This window comes from Streptomyces globosus, from assembly GCF_003325375.1.
In the GTDB taxonomy this organism is placed as follows: Bacteria; Actinomycetota; Actinomycetes; order Streptomycetales; family Streptomycetaceae; genus Streptomyces; species Streptomyces globosus_A.
In genome coordinates, this window is record NZ_CP030864.1 from 13,786 (window position 1) to 28,926 (window position 15,141).

The 15,141-nt window shown below is 71.6% G+C and carries 17 protein-coding genes and 1 pseudogene; 13 read left to right on the top strand and 5 right to left on the bottom strand.

The features are described 5' to 3' along the window. The first annotated feature begins 47 nt into the window (after positions 1-47). The 8 genes from C0216_RS31285 to C0216_RS31320 all read left to right on the top strand — a co-directional run bounded on the left by C0216_RS31285 (position 48) and on the right by C0216_RS31320 (position 6,145). Positions 48-497 carry a MarR family winged helix-turn-helix transcriptional regulator gene (locus C0216_RS31285; protein ID WP_114059151.1) on the top strand — a complete coding sequence of 150 codons (450 nt, stop codon included), beginning with the start codon at positions 48-50 and terminating at the stop codon, positions 495-497. Between the two features lie 380 nt (positions 498-877). Further along, positions 878-2,362: an AMP-binding protein gene (locus C0216_RS31290; protein ID WP_114059152.1), complete on the top strand. Its 1,485-nt coding sequence runs from the start codon at positions 878-880 to the stop codon at positions 2,360-2,362. Beyond that, positions 2,359-2,625, top strand: a complete 267-nt coding sequence (locus tag C0216_RS31295) for an acyl carrier protein (RefSeq protein WP_114059153.1) — start codon at positions 2,359-2,361, stop codon at positions 2,623-2,625. The genes C0216_RS31290 and C0216_RS31295 overlap by 4 nt, the downstream gene beginning before the upstream one ends. A 135-nt stretch (positions 2,626-2,760) precedes the next feature. Next, entirely contained in the window at positions 2,761-3,135 is a 375-nt protein-coding gene (locus C0216_RS31300) for an ectoine synthase (protein WP_114059154.1), read from the top strand. A gap of 95 nt (positions 3,136-3,230) precedes the next feature. After that, positions 3,231-4,349 carry an acyl-CoA dehydrogenase family protein gene (locus tag C0216_RS31305; protein WP_114059155.1) on the top strand — a complete coding sequence of 373 codons (1,119 nt, stop codon included), beginning with the start codon at positions 3,231-3,233 and terminating at the stop codon, positions 4,347-4,349. Between the two features lie 43 nt (positions 4,350-4,392). Beyond that, positions 4,393-5,070: a transglutaminase-like domain-containing protein gene (locus C0216_RS31310; protein WP_114059156.1), complete on the top strand. Its 678-nt coding sequence runs from the start codon at positions 4,393-4,395 to the stop codon at positions 5,068-5,070. Between the two features lie 11 nt (positions 5,071-5,081). Then, a complete protein-coding gene (locus tag C0216_RS31315; protein WP_114059157.1) occupies positions 5,082-5,888 on the top strand; it encodes a maleate cis-trans isomerase family protein in 807 nt (268 codons plus the stop codon). Next, positions 5,885-6,145 (top strand): DUF6253 family protein, encoded by a 261-nt coding sequence (locus C0216_RS31320; protein WP_114059158.1) that lies wholly within the window; start codon positions 5,885-5,887, stop codon positions 6,143-6,145. Before C0216_RS31315 ends, C0216_RS31320 begins: the two co-directional genes overlap by 4 nt. A gap of 76 nt (positions 6,146-6,221) precedes the next feature. Here C0216_RS31320 and C0216_RS31325 read toward each other — a convergent pair whose 3' ends face one another. The 4 genes from C0216_RS31325 to C0216_RS31340 form a co-directional block, all read right to left on the bottom strand. Beyond that, complete coding sequence (locus tag C0216_RS31325; protein ID WP_114059159.1) at positions 6,222-7,403, bottom strand: IS701 family transposase; 1,182 nt, start codon at positions 7,401-7,403, stop codon at positions 6,222-6,224. Between the two features lie 251 nt (positions 7,404-7,654). Beyond that, entirely contained in the window at positions 7,655-8,221 is a 567-nt protein-coding gene (locus tag C0216_RS31330) for a TetR/AcrR family transcriptional regulator (RefSeq protein ID WP_114059160.1), read from the bottom strand. Between the two features lie 203 nt (positions 8,222-8,424). Continuing rightward, positions 8,425-9,384 (bottom strand): NAD-dependent epimerase/dehydratase family protein, encoded by a 960-nt coding sequence (locus tag C0216_RS31335; RefSeq protein WP_114059161.1) that lies wholly within the window; start codon positions 9,382-9,384, stop codon positions 8,425-8,427. After that, on the bottom strand, positions 9,381-9,980 hold the full coding sequence (locus C0216_RS31340) for a ScbR family autoregulator-binding transcription factor (RefSeq protein WP_342777157.1): 600 nt from the start codon (positions 9,978-9,980) through the stop codon (positions 9,381-9,383). The genes C0216_RS31335 and C0216_RS31340 overlap by 4 nt, the downstream gene beginning before the upstream one ends. Positions 9,981-10,110: 130 nt before the next feature. Between C0216_RS31340 and C0216_RS31345 the strand changes: the two genes are divergently transcribed. The 4 genes and pseudogenes from C0216_RS31345 (at position 10,111) to C0216_RS31355 (ending at position 12,755) form a co-directional block, all read left to right on the top strand. Then, positions 10,111-11,058 carry a ScbA/BarX family gamma-butyrolactone biosynthesis protein gene (locus C0216_RS31345; protein WP_114059163.1) on the top strand — a complete coding sequence of 316 codons (948 nt, stop codon included), beginning with the start codon at positions 10,111-10,113 and terminating at the stop codon, positions 11,056-11,058. 224 nt (positions 11,059-11,282) lie between these two features. Then, positions 11,283-11,718, top strand: a pseudogene (locus tag C0216_RS31350) (transposase); the annotation flags it as partial. 151 nt (positions 11,719-11,869) lie between these two features. Then, positions 11,870-12,028, top strand: coding sequence for a hypothetical protein (locus tag C0216_RS34845; protein WP_162793357.1), 159 nt, complete (start codon positions 11,870-11,872; stop codon positions 12,026-12,028). Between the two features lie 358 nt (positions 12,029-12,386). Next, positions 12,387-12,755, top strand: a complete 369-nt coding sequence (locus tag C0216_RS31355; protein ID WP_114059474.1) for a hypothetical protein — start codon at positions 12,387-12,389, stop codon at positions 12,753-12,755. 385 nt (positions 12,756-13,140) lie between these two features. On the opposite strand, the gene C0216_RS31360 is transcribed toward C0216_RS31355, so the two are convergent. Continuing rightward, positions 13,141-13,344, bottom strand: coding sequence for an EF-hand domain-containing protein (locus C0216_RS31360; RefSeq protein WP_114059164.1), 204 nt, complete (start codon positions 13,342-13,344; stop codon positions 13,141-13,143). A gap of 175 nt (positions 13,345-13,519) precedes the next feature. Between C0216_RS31360 and C0216_RS31365 the strand changes: the two genes are divergently transcribed. Further along, positions 13,520-14,794 (top strand): DUF1266 domain-containing protein, encoded by a 1,275-nt coding sequence (locus C0216_RS31365; protein WP_114059165.1) that lies wholly within the window; start codon positions 13,520-13,522, stop codon positions 14,792-14,794. Positions 14,795-15,141: the final 347 nt, after the last annotated feature.

A 15,141-nucleotide genomic window follows, 5' to 3' on the forward strand; every position in this document is an offset into this window, starting at 1 on the left:
TGCGCATGTACTCTGGTGTCAAACAGGCACTCCCTGAGGACGCACGTATGGCAACTTCACCCCTCGCAGCCCGGCACAACTCCGACCAAGCCGTGTGGAATCGCGTGCTCAGGGTCCACGCGCACGTCGAACGCGAGCTGGCTGCGGCCCTCCAGCGACGGCACGCGATCGGCCTGTCGGAGTTCCGCTCCCTGGAGCACCTGCACCGCTCCGAGACGAGCGAGCTGCGGATGCAGGACCTGGCGGACAAGGTGGGCCTCGGCCAGTCGTCGGTGACGCGGCTGGTGGGCCGGCTGGAGTCGGCGGGCTTCGCCTTCAAGGACCTGTGCCCCTCGGACAAGCGGGGCGTCTACGCGGTCATCACCGACGAGGGCCGCCAACGCTACGAGGCCGCGCGCGCCACCTACGCGGAAACCCTGTCCTCCGCACTGAACACGCTCGCCGCCGACCCCGAGCTCGGCGCGACGGTCCGGGCACTGCGCACGCCCCAGGACTGACGGGCCCCCGCTCCCCGTACCGGACCGCCGCACCGCACAGCGCGCCACGGCACGCTGCGGCGGGCCTTGACGCGGCCACCACCCCCGATATCGCCACAGCACGGCCCCGCGACGCGGTGCAGCCGTCCGGAGCCCGGTGACATTCCGGCTCCGGACCGCCGCACCGCGTCGCAGCCGTTTTCAGGCCCCCCGCGCGTATTCCGCATCGAACTTCATTGCTTGATCAAGCAAAAACGAATGCATTGAGTCACACTCACTTCGCCAAGTAGGTGCTTGACCAAACATGTACTTGCCCGGATACCTTCTTGCTCGACACCGCAAGATTCGAACAGCCGAGCGACCACTGTGGTCGCGGCTGAGCCGACCGCAAGGAATCCGCCGTGCCATCGCCCCGCCTGGCCGAGACCGTCGCCGTCCACGGTCGTCACCGGCCCCACAGCATCGCGCTCCACTTCCGAGACCAGGCCGTCACCTACGGCCGACTGCACGAGCTGACCCAGGATCTGCGCGACCAACTGCACCGCCTCGGTCTCCCGGCAGGCAGCACCGTGTGCGTGCCGGCGCACAAAACGCCGCAGACCATCGCGCTGCTGCTCGCCGTCTTCCACGAGGGACACATCGCCCTGGCCCCCTCCCCCGACCTCGGCAGCGCCGCCCGCGGGCGGATCGCCCGCCAGGCCCGGGTCCGGCACCTGCTGGCCGCCGACGCCGACGGAGTGCTCGACGCGACACCCGTGACGCCCGACGAGGACGAGGCGACGGGATTCGCGACGCCGGACCCGGAGCGGACGCGTCTGCTGCTGACCACGTCCGGCTCGACCGGTACCCCCAAGATCGTGCCGATCGAGGCCGCCGGCTTCGACGCCTTCGCCGACTGGGCCGTCGACGAGTTCGCGCTGACACCGTGCGAGACGGCGCTCTCGTACGCGCCGCTCAACTTCGACCTCGCCCTCCTGGACGTCTGGACGTTCCTGCGCCTCGGCGCGTCCGTGGTGCTGGTCGACAGGGAGCGCGCCACCGACGCCACGCACCTGGCCTCGCTCGCCGCCGGCCACGGACCCACCTTCGTCCAGGGCGTGCCGATGATGTACCGGCTGCTCCTCGAGGGCAGTGCGGGCAACGGCGCGGGCGCCACCTTCGACACCGTGCGCCACGCCGTCTTCACCGGCGACCGGCTCCCGGCCGACCTGCTGGCCCCGATCGCGTCGGCGTTCCCCGGCGCCGCCTTCCACAACATATTCGGCTGCACGGAAACCAACGACTCCTTCATCCACCGCGTCGACCCCACGGCGACCGGGCCGATGCCCATCGGCCTCCCGGTACGCGGCACCGACGCCCTCGTCCTGGACGCCGAGGGGCAGCGGGTGGAGGGGGCGGGCACGGGTGAGCTGCTGGTGGCCACCCCGTTCCAGACCCGCGGCTATCTGCGCGAGGAGCTGAACGAGACCGCGTTCGCCCGCATCGACGGCCGCGACTTCTACCGCACCGGCGACATCGTCTCCCGCGGCGCCGACGGCCTGTACTTCCTCGAGGGCCGCGCGGACTGGCACGTCAAGGTCAGGGGGGTGCGCACGAACCTCCAGGAGGTGGAGAGCGTGCTCGCGTCCCACCCCGACGTCGCCGAGGCCGTCGTCGTACCGCTGCCCGACCCGCAGGCCGGCGTCCGGCTGCACGCCCACGTGACCCGCCGCCCGGGCACCGGACTCACCAGCCTGCGCCTGCGCACCCACTCGGGCCGGCACCTGCCCCGCCACGCCATACCGGCCTCCGTGCACCTCACCGACGCACCACTGCCCCGCACTTCGACGGGGAAACCCGACCGCAATCTCATCAAGCAGAACCGTATGAAGGAGATCGACGCATGAGCACCACGGACATCGCCGGTGAGATCCGCGCCTACGTCGTGGGCCAGTTCCTCGCCGGGGAGGACACCACGGACCTGACCGGGGACTACGACCTGATCGACTCCGGCGTCATCGACAGCCTGGGCTTGGTGCGTCTGCTCTCGCACCTCACGCGGGCCTTCGACATCGCCGTCGACGACATCGAGTTGACGCCGGACAACTTCCGCACCCTCGACTCCATCACCGCCGTGGTCGAGGCGCACGCCCCGGTACGGGCCGCCTGACCTCCGCCGCACCCTCCACAGGTGCAAAGCGCCCGGGCACCCCCGGGCACGACGCGCCGCCACACACCACGGGCGCGACGCACCACGCACGACCTCACCGCCACGCACCCCTCATCGACCGAAGGAGAACCCGGAATGTTCGTTCGCAGCCTTGATGACGTCGCTCCCGTCGAGTGGGGCAACGGCCTGAGCACCCGGCTGCTGACCAAGTCCGACGGCATGGGCTTCGCGGTCTGCGACACGATCGTCCGCCAGGGCACCACCAGCGCCCTGCAGTACCGCAACCACCTGGAGGCCTGCTACTGCGTCGGCGGCTCCGGCGAGGTCGTCGAGACGGACGGCACCCGCCACAAGATCGTGCCCGGCACCATCTACGTCCTCAACGAGCACGACCCGCACTACCTGGTGGCCTCCGACTACGAGGACCTGCACCTCGTGTCGATCTTCAACCCGCCGATCGTCGGCGACGAGAAGCACACCCTCTCCGAGGACGGCTTCTCCCAGTACTGAGCCGCCCAGCCCGGGCCGGCCCGCTTCCCACCCCAGTCGTGGGCCGGCCCGGGCGACGGGCCCCTCACCCGACCACCGCCGACCTAGGACCCGCCTTGACCGACGACCTCTTCCATCTCACCGCCCCGTGGGCCCAGCAGCTGAACGCGGATACCCGCGAGCTGGACGCGGCGGGCGCCTTCCCCCACGACAAGTGGAAGGTCCTGCAGGAGACCGGTCTCCTGCGGACGCACTTCGCCCCGGAGTTCGGCGGCGCCGGCCACGGCGTGACGGCGACCATGCGGGCTCTGGAGGGCCTGGGCTACGTCTGCCACGACGCCGGCCTGTCCTTCTCCGCCTCGACCCAGATCGTCTCCGTGGGAGTGCCGCTGCAGCGCTTCGGCAGCCAGGAGCTGAAGGAACGCCACCTGCCGAGGATCATGTCCGGCGAGGCGATCACCGCGCACGCGATCACGGAGGAGTCCGGCGGCTCGGACGCGATGAACCTCGCCGCGACCGCCCGCCGCGACGGCGACCACTACGTGGTCAGCGGCGGCAAGATGTTCATCACGAACGCCCCCGTCGCCGACCTGTTCCTGCTGTACGTGCGCACCGGCAAGCCGGGCCCCTTCGGCCTGACCACCCTGCTCGTCGAGGCCGCCACGCCCGGTCTGACGGCGGGCCCGGCGATGGACAAGATCGGCCTGCGCACCAGCCCGGTCGGCACGCTCTCCTTCGACGAGCTGCGCGTCCCCGTCAGTCAGCGGGTCGGGCAGGAGGGCACCGGCTTCCTCATCCTGGACCACGTGATGAAGCGGGAGGTCCTCTTCGGCTTCTCCATCACGCTGGGCGAGATGACGCGGCGCCTGGAGGAGACCATCGCCTACGCCGGGAAGCGCCACCAGTTCGGACAGCCCATCGGCTCCTACCAGGCGGTCTCCCACAAGATCGCCGACATGAAGATGCGGGTCGAGACGGCCCGCAAGTGGCTCGCCGACACCGGAGTGAAGGTCGAGGCCGGCCAGGACGCCTCGCTCGACCTGGCGGCCACCAAGACGATCGTGTCCGAGGCCAATGTGCAGACCGCACTGGACGCGGTGCAGATTCACGGCGGCCGCGGCGTGCTCACCGAACACGGCATCGAGCGGGACCTGCGCAACTCGATCGCCGGAACCATCTACTCGGGCACATCCGAGATCCAGCGCAACCGCATCGCCACACTCCTCGGTCTCTGACCGACCGGCCTCCGGCCGAGCCCTCGACCGACAGGAAACCCGCATGACCGACCATCTGGAACGACTCACCCGGCCCACCGAGTTCCTCGACTACGAGACCGACGCAGTGCAGGCCTTCATCGACCACGCCGTCAAGGACCGCGCCGCGGACCGGACGGCCAACGCCGTCGAGCTGTACCACGCGGTGCGCGACGACGTCTTCTACGAGGTGTACGGCGCCCCCCTCTCCCGGGAGGGCCTGCGGGCCTCGACCACTGCCACCTCCAAGGAAGGGTTCTGCCTGCACAAGTCCGCGCTCTACGCGGCCTGCGTGCGCGCGCTCGGCATCCCCTCCCGGCTCGTCTACGGCGACGTGCGCAACCACCTCGCCTCGCCGCGGCTGCTGAAGCACATCGGCGGCGACGTGTTCTTCCACGGCCTCACCCAGGTCCACCTGAACGGCAGGTGGATCAAGGCCACGCCGGTGTTCAACAAGGTGCTCTGCAAGCTCTACGGCATGGAGGCGCTGGAGTTCGACGGCGTCAGCGACAGCCTCTACCACCCCTTCAGTGAGGGCGGCGGCTCCATGGAGTTCCTCACGGACCACGGTTCCTTCGACGATGTCCCCTACGACTTCGTCATGTCCCACATGCGCAGCAAGCACCCCGGTTTCCTCGACGCCGACGGAACCGGCACCGTCCGCGGCGGCAGCCTGGCGGACGAGTCCGCACTCACCCGGTAGGAGATCCCGACATGACCGACACGACCTCTCCCACCGACGGCTGGGACGCCTCGATTCGGATCGGCGTCGTCGTGCCGCACGCCGACGTCGGCCCGGAGGCCGAGCTGCAGGCCATCGCCCCCGCCTCCGTGTCAGTCCACGCCTCGCGCATCCACTTCGCGGCGATGCGTGCCGGCGGCGAGATGGACGAGAAGATACCGCACGCCCCCGTCCGGGCCTTCGTCGAGCCGCCCTACCTCGACCAGGCGGTGGAACTGCTCGCCGCGTCCCCGCTGCACGCCCTCACCCTCGGCTTCACCTCCTCCAGCTACGTCCTGAAGGCGGAGGGCGAGCGGGAGCTGTACGAGCGGCTGCGGCCGGTCACCCGTGACCTGCCGATCACCGGCACCACCAAGGCCGCCCGGGCCGCGTTCGACGCCCTGGGCGCGCGCAGGATCGCGGTGGTCAACCCGCCGTGGTTCGACGACGAGCTCTCCGGCCAGGGCGCCGACTACTTCCGTGAGTTCGGCTTCGAGGTGGTCCACCACGGCCCGTGCGGACTGCCCTCCGACCAGAAGGCGATCACGCCGGGCAACCTGTCCGCGTGGATCCGCACCATCGCCGAGCACCGTCCGGACGCCGTTCTCGTCGCCGGCAACGGCATCCGCGCGGTGGGCACCATCAAGCCGCTCGAAGCGGAGCTCGGCTTCCACGTGGTCACCGCAAACCAGGTGATCCTGTGGCACGCCCTGCACCTGGCCGGTGCCGCCGACACCGCCCTCGGCATCAGCGACTACGGCCACCTGTTCGGCACGTCGCCGAAGAGCGAGGACGCGTGAGCCTGCTGAACGCGACCGGGTACGAAGCGGTCTTCGCGACGCCCGAGGGCGACACCTACCGCATCCCGCTGGTGTGCTGGCGCGAGGACGAGGACCGGGTGTACGGCATGGTCCTGGTCAAGGGACAGCTGCGGTGCGCGGAGCGGGTGCGGCACTTTCTGCGGTACGGCACCCGGGCCGCGGCCGGGCCGGACGACGAGGCCGGCACGCCCGGCACCGCGCCGCACGCCGCCGCCCTGCCCACGGCACTCCGCTGACCGGGGCCCGGAGCGGGACGAGGGGCCCGTGACCCACCGAGCCGGTGGGTCACGGGCCCCTCGCACAGGGACCTGCCTACGCCGACAGCAGGTCCATGGACCGGTCGAAGTCGCTCTCCCGCGACCAGTCGCCCGGCATGTCGAGGGCGCCGTGCCCGTCGGCGGCGGTCGTGAGCCGGCTGTGGGCGAAGGCGGCGGAGACCAGCGTCATGTGGTGGTGCCAGCCGGGGAACGACCGGCCCTCGAAGTCCCGCAAGCCGAAGCCGCGCTCGAGCAGGCTGACGGTCTCGCCGACCGCCGCGGTCCGGTCCGCGTACTGCATGAGTTCACCGACCGGCCGGTCCACGATGTTGGTGAGCCACAGCCGGCCGCTGCTGTCGGCCCTGGTGCCAGGCCCGGCGAACAGCCGGAACGGCTGCGGCCGCTGCTCGTCCCGCGCGAACGGGAGCTGCACCAGCTGGTTGCGTACCAGGCCCCGCACCGCCCGCTCCGGTCCGCTCGGACCGTCCAGCATCCGGGCCGCAGCCCGCGGCCGGGCACGGACGGGCCGGGCGGCGGGGAAGGGCGCGAGCGGCAGGCCGTCGGGGACGGCGACGACGAAGTCGCGCCGGGCCCGGATCAGAACGTGCAGCAGCGGACGCACGTCCAGGTAGCCGTCGACGCCGACGACCACCGGGACCGGCTCGTGCCGCGAGGGCCGCAGCAGCAGCTCGATCAGGCTCAGGACGGGGCTCTCCGGCCGGGCGACCGCCGCGTCGGGGACGCGGGCACGCTCCCGCAGGTCGCCCCGCGCCCACGGCTCGGGCAGCAACAGGCTCCAACCGCACGGGAAGTCGCCGATGTCCGTCGACATGAACAGCGCGGTGCCGACCTGGCAGTTGACGGTGCGTCCGGTGTGCGGGATGAACCGGCGGTGCACGCCGCACGACCTCTCGCCCCGCTTGGGCAGGACGACCGGGGCGATCGTCCAGGCCCGGGGCCGCACCCGGCCCTCGATCCAGTGCCGTAGCCGGTCGCAGACGGGCCTCCAGTCCCACGGGCTCTCGTTGATGAACTGGTGCAGTGCCTGCGCCGCCGTCGGCGAGTCGCTCGCCGCCGCGGCGAGGCGACGCATCGACTTCTTTCCCGGTGTGGTGAGCAGGCCCAGCACATAGGCGTGGGCCCATCTGCGCTGGTCGCTCCTGCGCAGATCTCCGAAGAGCAGGTCAGTGAACCGGTTGACGGAATCCACTCCCCCGGATCCGGCTGTCCCCCTCATACCTTCTCCCTCTCTCGGTGCGTCACAGCTCCGTGTGGGCTTCGCATCACAATAAAGAGAATGAGCACTATTTTCTTACGGGGAAGGAGTCCTCGGCTGCGACTTCGCCAACTTCCCGGGCGGCCGGAAGCCCGGCTCCACCGGCGCCGAACCAGGGCAGGTCCAGGCGACCGCGCGCCGGCGCGGCGCGGACCGGTACGGCGGGGATCGAAAGGGCCGGGATCGAAAGGCCGGGATCGAAAGGGCGGGGGTCAGAGCTGGAGGCCCGCGGCGAACCGCTGCCACAGGCGGCCCAGTTCCTCCCGGACGGACTCCACCGGGCGGCCGGCCCGCATCCGGGCCCCCGCGCCGGCCAGCAGGTAGGCGATCAGCAGCCGGACGTCGGCGACGACCGTGGCGTCCGCTCCGCCCGCCCGGGCCCGCTCGAGGGCGTGGTCGAGGGCGGGGCGCCAGGCCTCCTCCCAGGAGGCGCACTCGTCGGGACACTCGTCCAGAAGGCGTACGGTCGCACGGGCGTGGACGTCCTGCTCCAGGAGGCCGACGACGACCTGCGTGAGCTGCTCGGCGGCGCCCATGCCCGGGTCGGTGATCCGCTCCACCTCGCCCACCGCCGCACGGGCGGCCTCGACGCCGGCGTCGGCGACGGCGCGGGCGAGCTCCTCCTTGGACAGGAAGTGGAAGGTCAGCGCGCCCGAGGTCACGCCGGCGGCGGTGGCGATACGGGCCACGGTGGCGCCGGCGTAGCCCAGGCGGGCGAACTGGCCCGCGGCGGCGGTGATCAGTGCAGACCGGGTCTTCCGTGCCCGTACCTGCCTCATCACGACGGGACGTCCCGGTACGGGACCGCAGGTCCGGCAGGCCTGGCGCCCCGGGGACTCCGTGCGAGCTGCACAGCTCCTCCCGTACTCCTGTGGCCGTCTCCCGTCACAACCCCTAAACCGTACCGGGCAGTCCGGTGAACACTGATCGGCCTCCCGGCCGTGAGGACGACTTTGGCATGTTGGCCGTAACGGAATCCCTTTCACGCCGCCGCGCGGACGGCACCGCCCCTCCGGTGCAGGTGAGCGCGGTACCAGGGCGCCGCCGCCGCGAGGCGGGCCAGCGGGCCGGGGCCCGCGGCGGCGCCGGCCGCGATCCAGATGCCGTCGCTGCGGTACCAGTGATCGGTCGCCAGGAGCGCGAACTGGCGCTCGCTCACGCCCCCCGGTCCGCTGCGCAGCCGCTCCAGGCACTCCTGCCAAGACCAGTCCGTCGGCGCGGCGGGCAGGATGTCGAGTTCCGACAGCCTGGCCATCAGGTCGCCGTTGCGCACGGGCGTGGGGTGGCTGGCGTGGTGGACGCCCGCGGGCACCGGGTCCGGGGCCAGCACGAGCGCCGCGATCAGCCGGGCGAGATCCTCCGCGTCGACCATGGACAGCAGCCCGCGGCCGCTGTCCCAGCGGGCGGGCACCAGGGCGAGCAGGTCGGCGAGCGCGGGCACCACCCACCGGTCGCCCACCCCGGTGACCAGGCCCGGCCGCAGCACCGTGCCGCCGGCGGCGAGCACCGCTTCCTCACCTGCCAGGCGGGACCGGCTGGCAGGCGACAGCGGGGCGGGCGCGACCCCGTTCTCGGTGATGCCGCGGTGCGGGCCCGCGCCGTAGACGGCGGCCGTGGACAGGTGGACGATGCGGCGCACCCCGGCACGCTCGGCCTCGGCAACGAGCGCCGCGGTGCCGTGGCGGTTGACCGCATCGCAGGCGGCCTCGTCGCCCGCGACCAGGGCGGCCAGGTGCACGAGGACGTCGACGCCCCGGGCGAGCCCGCGCAGGGACTCCGGGTCGGACAGGTCGGCGCGGCGGCAGGCGACGCCGGGGGCGCTCGCCGAGCGCCCCGCGACCACCACGTCCAGGCCCTGGCCGGCGCGGCGCGCCCCGAGCAGCCGGCGCAGCACCTTCGAACCGATGAACCCGGTGGCTCCGGTCACCAGGACGGTGGTCATCGTGTGTCCGCCCCGCCGTCGACGGTGATCTCCAGCCGGTCGATGACGTCGGCTGGAGCGAGTCCCGGCAGCAGGCACCGCCACAGGTTCGCGATGCGCCCGGGCAGGTCGGCCCGGCCGCTGGCGAGCTGCGACATGATCTGCGCGCCGGTGAAGGCGGCGACCAGCGTCGAGGCGAACACCGCGGCGTCGGCCTCCGGAAGGAGTTCGCCGCGCTCCCGTGCCTCCTCGAGCTCCTGCTCGAACCGTTCGGCCCACCACTGGTAGATCGAGTACTCCTGCAGCCCGGCCTCGCTCTGTTCCACCGCGAGCCGGACACCGGCGCGCAGCAGGGTGTTGCGCCGCATCTCGCGGGCGAGGTACAGGGTCAGGTCGAGGAGTCGCTGCAGTCCCGCCTCGCCCTCGGGGAAATCCAGGTCGGCAGCCTGCTCCCGGATGACTGCACGGGCCAGGCCCTCCTTGGAGCGGAAGTGGAAGTAGGCCGCGCCGGTCGTCACGCCGGCCCGGTCGATGATCTTGGCGATGCTCGCCCCCGGGTAGCCGACCTCGCCGAACACCTCCGCCGCCGCGCGCAGCAGCACCTCCCGCGTGCGCACCGCCCGCTCCTGCATGACCCGAGCCAACTGTTCACCCTCTTTCAGTAAAAAGAATCATCACTATGTTAAATTCGGCGCCCGCCAGGCCCTAGTCAGCGCACACCAGTTGAGTCAGTAGGGGAGAACTGACATGTCACAGCTGCACCTTGCGCACGACCGGACAGACGGAGCACACCGAGTCCCCACACTCGTCGCCCAGAGGCACACCCACAAGACGAACCCCGACGAGGTCCTGCTCACCGAATGGCAGCGTACGGACGAGCACTCCTTCGTCGTGCGGGCCACGTGGCCCAGGACGCACGACTTCTATACCACCCGGCACGGGTTGCACGACCCGCTGCTGCTGAGCGAGACGGTGCGGCAGGCGCTGCCGCTGCTCTCGCACGTCGCGTACGAGACACCGATGGGCCACCAGCTGCTGTGGCACGACCTGCGCTGGGTGCTCGACCCCGCGGCGCTGATGGCGGCCGAGCAGGAGACCGAGCTCGAGCTGCACATCACGTGTTCGGAGGTGAAGTACCGCCGGGGTCGGGCGGTATCCATGCTCCTGACGGCGCTGGTGTACCGGGCCGGCCGGCCGCTCGCGCGCGCCCGCACCCGCTTCGCCATCCAGGACCGCGCGATCTACGAGCGCCTGCGCGCACAGTACGCCGACATCGACCTGGCCAACGCCCGGGCACTGCCGCCCGCGCCGCCGGTGCCCGCCTCCACCGTGGGACGCACCCGCGCTGCGGACGTCGTCCTCTCCCCCGCCGGCCGCCCGCATCAGTGGCTGCTGCGGGTGGACACCACCCACCCCATCCTGTTCGACCACCGGGTCGACCACGTCCCCGGCATGCTGCTGCTCGAGGCCGGCCGCCAGGCGGCGCAGGCCGTCGCGTCGCCGCAGCCGAGCGTGGTCGTCGGCATGGACACCGCCTTCATGCGGTACGCCGAACTCGACGCGCCCTGCCGGATCCACGCCCACCGCCACACCGCCGACGAGGCCGGGCGGCGGCGCGTGCTGGTCACCGCCCACCAGCACGACGTCGAGATCTTCGCCAGCATCGTCACCCTGGTCGGGGCGGCCTTGGGCTGAGCCGGGGAGGCGGCCCCGCCGGGCTCGGTACGACTTGGGCAGGCCCGGTGTCCGGTGCGACACGCCACTCCGCGATGCCGTCCTCGGTGCACGGCCCGACCGGCACACCGAGGGCGGCGCCGCCGCCGCCGCTGCCGAACGCCCAGTCCGCGACGGGGCAGCTCCGGCAGGATGTGAGTGAACGCAAGCCGTACTCGAGCGACTGATCGGACGAGCAGTGGGCGTTGATCGAGTCGGTGATCACCGCGTGGATTGACCGGCACCGCTCGGTCAGCGGCCACCATGCCGCCTACGCGATGCGGGAGATCATCAACGCGATCCTCTACCAGGGCCGGACCGGCTGCCAGTGGGCCTACCTCCCGAACGACCTGCCGCCCAAGAGCGCGACGTACTACTACTTCGCCGCCTGGCGGGACGACGGAACCGACCAGGTCATCCAGGAACTCCTGCGCTGCCAGGTCCGCGAGGAGGCCGGCCGGTTAGAGGAACCGACCCTGGTGGTCCTGGACACCCAGAGTGTCCACGCGGCCGCCGGGGTCCCCGCGTCCACGACCGGCCGGGACCCGGCGAAGAGGGTGCCGGGCCGCAAGCAGGGGTCTGGCCGTGGACGTGCTGGGCCTGGTCATCGCCGTCACCGTCCTTGCCGCGAACACCCACGACCTGCACGGCCGGCTGCGGGAGGCAGAGACCCACCTCGAACACCTCGCGATCACGCGGAAGACCGTCACCGCTCTCGCCGACCGGCTCCCGGCCGTCCCACCGGCCCTGCCCGAGCACCCAGACTACACCCGCATCCTCGGTGTCCTCATCGATGCGACCGGACCGCTACGGGCCCGGGACGTCTGGCGAAGCCTTCGACCACGAACTGCTGCCGAAGAACATCGAGGGCACCCGCGCCAAGCTGAAACGCCTGGTCAAGCTCGGCATCCTCACCGAGGCCGACGCCGGCAGCTTCACCAGGAAGCAGTAGCCGCCGAGCCCCGCGACCAGCAGTCCTGCCCCAACCTCACCGGGAAACGGACACCAGATCACGAACCGTCCTCTGAGAGGGTGGTTCGTGACTCTTTGAGCAGTTGTGCCGCCGTGCCCGCCCGCATCGAGGCCGGAGTATTGTTCGAGACCATGGTCGAGAACTTTCCGGATTGGCAGACGACTTGGTGAGAGTCGAGGAGCTGGAGGGCGTGCTGCCTTCGATGACACGGTGGCGTGTGCCAGGCGGACGCAGCGTGGACTGGGCCGCCCTCGAGGCGGGCCTAGGGACGGCGCTGCCCTCGGACTTCCGCTCTCTGGCGGAGGCGTACCCGGTGCTTGTCATCGATGATTTCCTCATGGTGTCCCTTCCGACGCCCGGCGCCGAGGCGCCATGGGCGTCCGAGTCCAGGGACGACGAGATCCTTCAGGATCTGTACGAGATGGGCGACACCGAGAACTACGTTCCCTACCCGCAGCCGGGAGGCCTGATCTCCTGGGCGTCGTCCCATTCGGGGGACGCCTTCTACTGGAGGACGAGCCCTGCGGATCCGGACGCATGGCCCGTGGTCGTCCGCACGGACAACGCCGACTGGATCGAGTTCCCAGTCGGTGCCGTCGAGTTCCTGGCCGGCGTGTACGGGCGCACCATCGACGTGCCGGGCATGCCCAGGAACTTCCCCGGCGACGACCCGAAGGTTCTGGGCCTGAGCGACCGCATCGACTGATCGGTCCGTTTCCGGCTGAGGTCCGTCAGCTATTGCTTCCCGGCGAAGTTGCCGGTGTCGGCCTCGGTGAGGATCTCCAGTTTGACCAGGCGTTTCCTGCATGACCGTGAAGAGCCGCTCCTGCGACAGGAACGTCGACGGCCGGCCTCCCCCACCCGACGCGGATCCGGGCGCGCGCCTCTCGGAAGCCTCCGGCCTGCCGGTGCCTGGTCCGGCGCGGGAAGTGCCGCCCGCGGCGGCTCCCCGCTTCACCGACTCGGAGAACGCCCGATCGGGACACGACTCGTTGCCCGGATGTCCGGCGGACGGGGGCGGGACGCCCGTTTCCGCGGTGCCCGGGCAAGCCCTCCTCCCGGGAGGCCTGCCCAGGGCGCGCAGCCTGCCGCTACTTCAGCAGGGTGCGGAACTCCTCGAAGTCGAGGACCCCGTCATGGTTCGCGTCGGCCGCCATGGCCTTCTTGACCTCCTCGGCGAGGTGCCCCTGAGCGCCCTCGGCCTTGAAGCCCTCGGCCAGTTCGACGATGTTGATGCGCCCGTCGCCGTCCGTGTCGATCTCGTCGAACAGCGCCCTGAGCTCGGCCTCGTTCATGACACAACCCTTTCGCGTTCACAGGCCCCGAAGGCCTACGTGACCCACCACCCTGCCACACCGGCAAGCTCGCGCCGCTCGCCGAGCATGGGCCTGCCGTCACACTCCGGCCGGGCAGGGCGCCCTTCGCAGCCGGTTTGCGGGGCGCAGGGGGCCCGCCCTTAGGGTCTTGCCCATGAGCTTGACAACCGGTCACAACGAGGGGGCCCTGCCCGGTCCGGCGGCATCGGCGCATGGCTGGCAGGCGCCGAGCGCGGTCGAGCGGGGACTGTACGAGGCGAAGGCGCGCGGCGACTGGCCCGCGTACTACGACCTCGTCGCACGGGCCGACCTGTACATGATGCAGTCGCGGGCCCACGTCGACGGGAACCCGCGCAGCAGCCGCTTCCACCCCTACTGGAACCCCCAGACCCGGACCATGTGCGTGGCCGTCTACACGGGAGGCATGCTGCCGCCGCCCGTCGCCGACCCCGTCTACAACTGCTACGACCTGGGCTGGTTCGCGGAAGTCTGGGGACAGGACGACCCGCCCTACCTCGTCGTCAATCCGGGCAGCCCCTGCGAGGGCGTCCTGCCGGCCGGGCCCGAGGGCCGCGCCCTGTGGCGGCGTCACTCCGCCCCGGTGGAACGGCCGGGTCTGGCCCGGGATGTCGTCCACACGCTGGAGGTGGGCGGCCCCCGCACCGGCCCCGTCGCCTTCGGCCTCGCGGTCGGCGCGCACATCAACGTGCGCAACGGGCGGTACTGGAACTCGATGGCCTACCACGGCTGCGGCTACCGCTGCGAGAAGCGGACGCTGGAACAGTGGTGGGGCGTCACCACCCGCGAGGACTGGCAGGACACGCAGGAGCGGCTGCTGCGCGCCGGAATGGTCAGTGGAGTCTGGGAGTTCGTCCTGCAGCTCCGCCGCTCCATGGCGCTGGACTTCGCGGGCCCCGTCGACGTCGGCCACTGGCGCCAGGCCGCGGGGGACGTGGTGCGCCGGCGCGCCGAGGCCGCCGCCGGGCCCCGCCTGACCGCGGACGGCGTCGCCCCCGGCCGCGCCGTCGGAGCCGAAGAGCTGGAGGGCCGGGTGGCCGGCGTCCAGCGGCTGATCGGCCGTATCGCCCGCTACGAGGCGCGGTTCCGCGCGGACGGGCTGCTGCCCGAGGGAGGCTTCGTCCGAAGCGCCGAGGCCTGGGACTACGGCCGGGCATCGGGAATGGCCCGCTGGGGGCTTGCCGCCCGCCTGTGCTCCCTGCAGGAGGCCGAGGCGGCCGTGGTCCGGGTCGGCCGCCTGGTCCAGGTCAACTACCGCTCGTGGGAGGACTTCTCGGCCGCCTATATTCTGGGCCGCTGCCTCCACTTCGACGAGGAGGAGTTCGGCGAGTGGTACGAGACGGTCCTCGCGACCCACCGTGCCCTGACCACGGACCCGGCCAGTCCGTGGCGCACGCTTCCCTGGACCTGACGGTCCCGCTTCGGCGCAGCCGAGCGCCGGCGGGACGCCGCCACGCCTCCCGACGGTCCCCGCCTCCAGGTGACGGTGGCACAGTGCGCCGGTCCCGTACCGCAGCACGCGGACGCCGTTCTACGGAGCATCGGCCACCGCCTGCGCCGGGAGCAGCCGCGCATCCTGCCCGCGGGAACGGCGTGCGCCCCGGCCATCCGGTCTTGCTCCCCGGCTCCCGGTTCCTGCCGGCTTCGGGCCGCGCCTACGGGAGCGAGGGGGAGGGCCCGGCCGCAGCGTTGTGCCGTGCCGAGGAGGCCCTGCGGCGCCGTACCGACCCGGAGTCGGTACGGCGCCGCGGTGGCGGA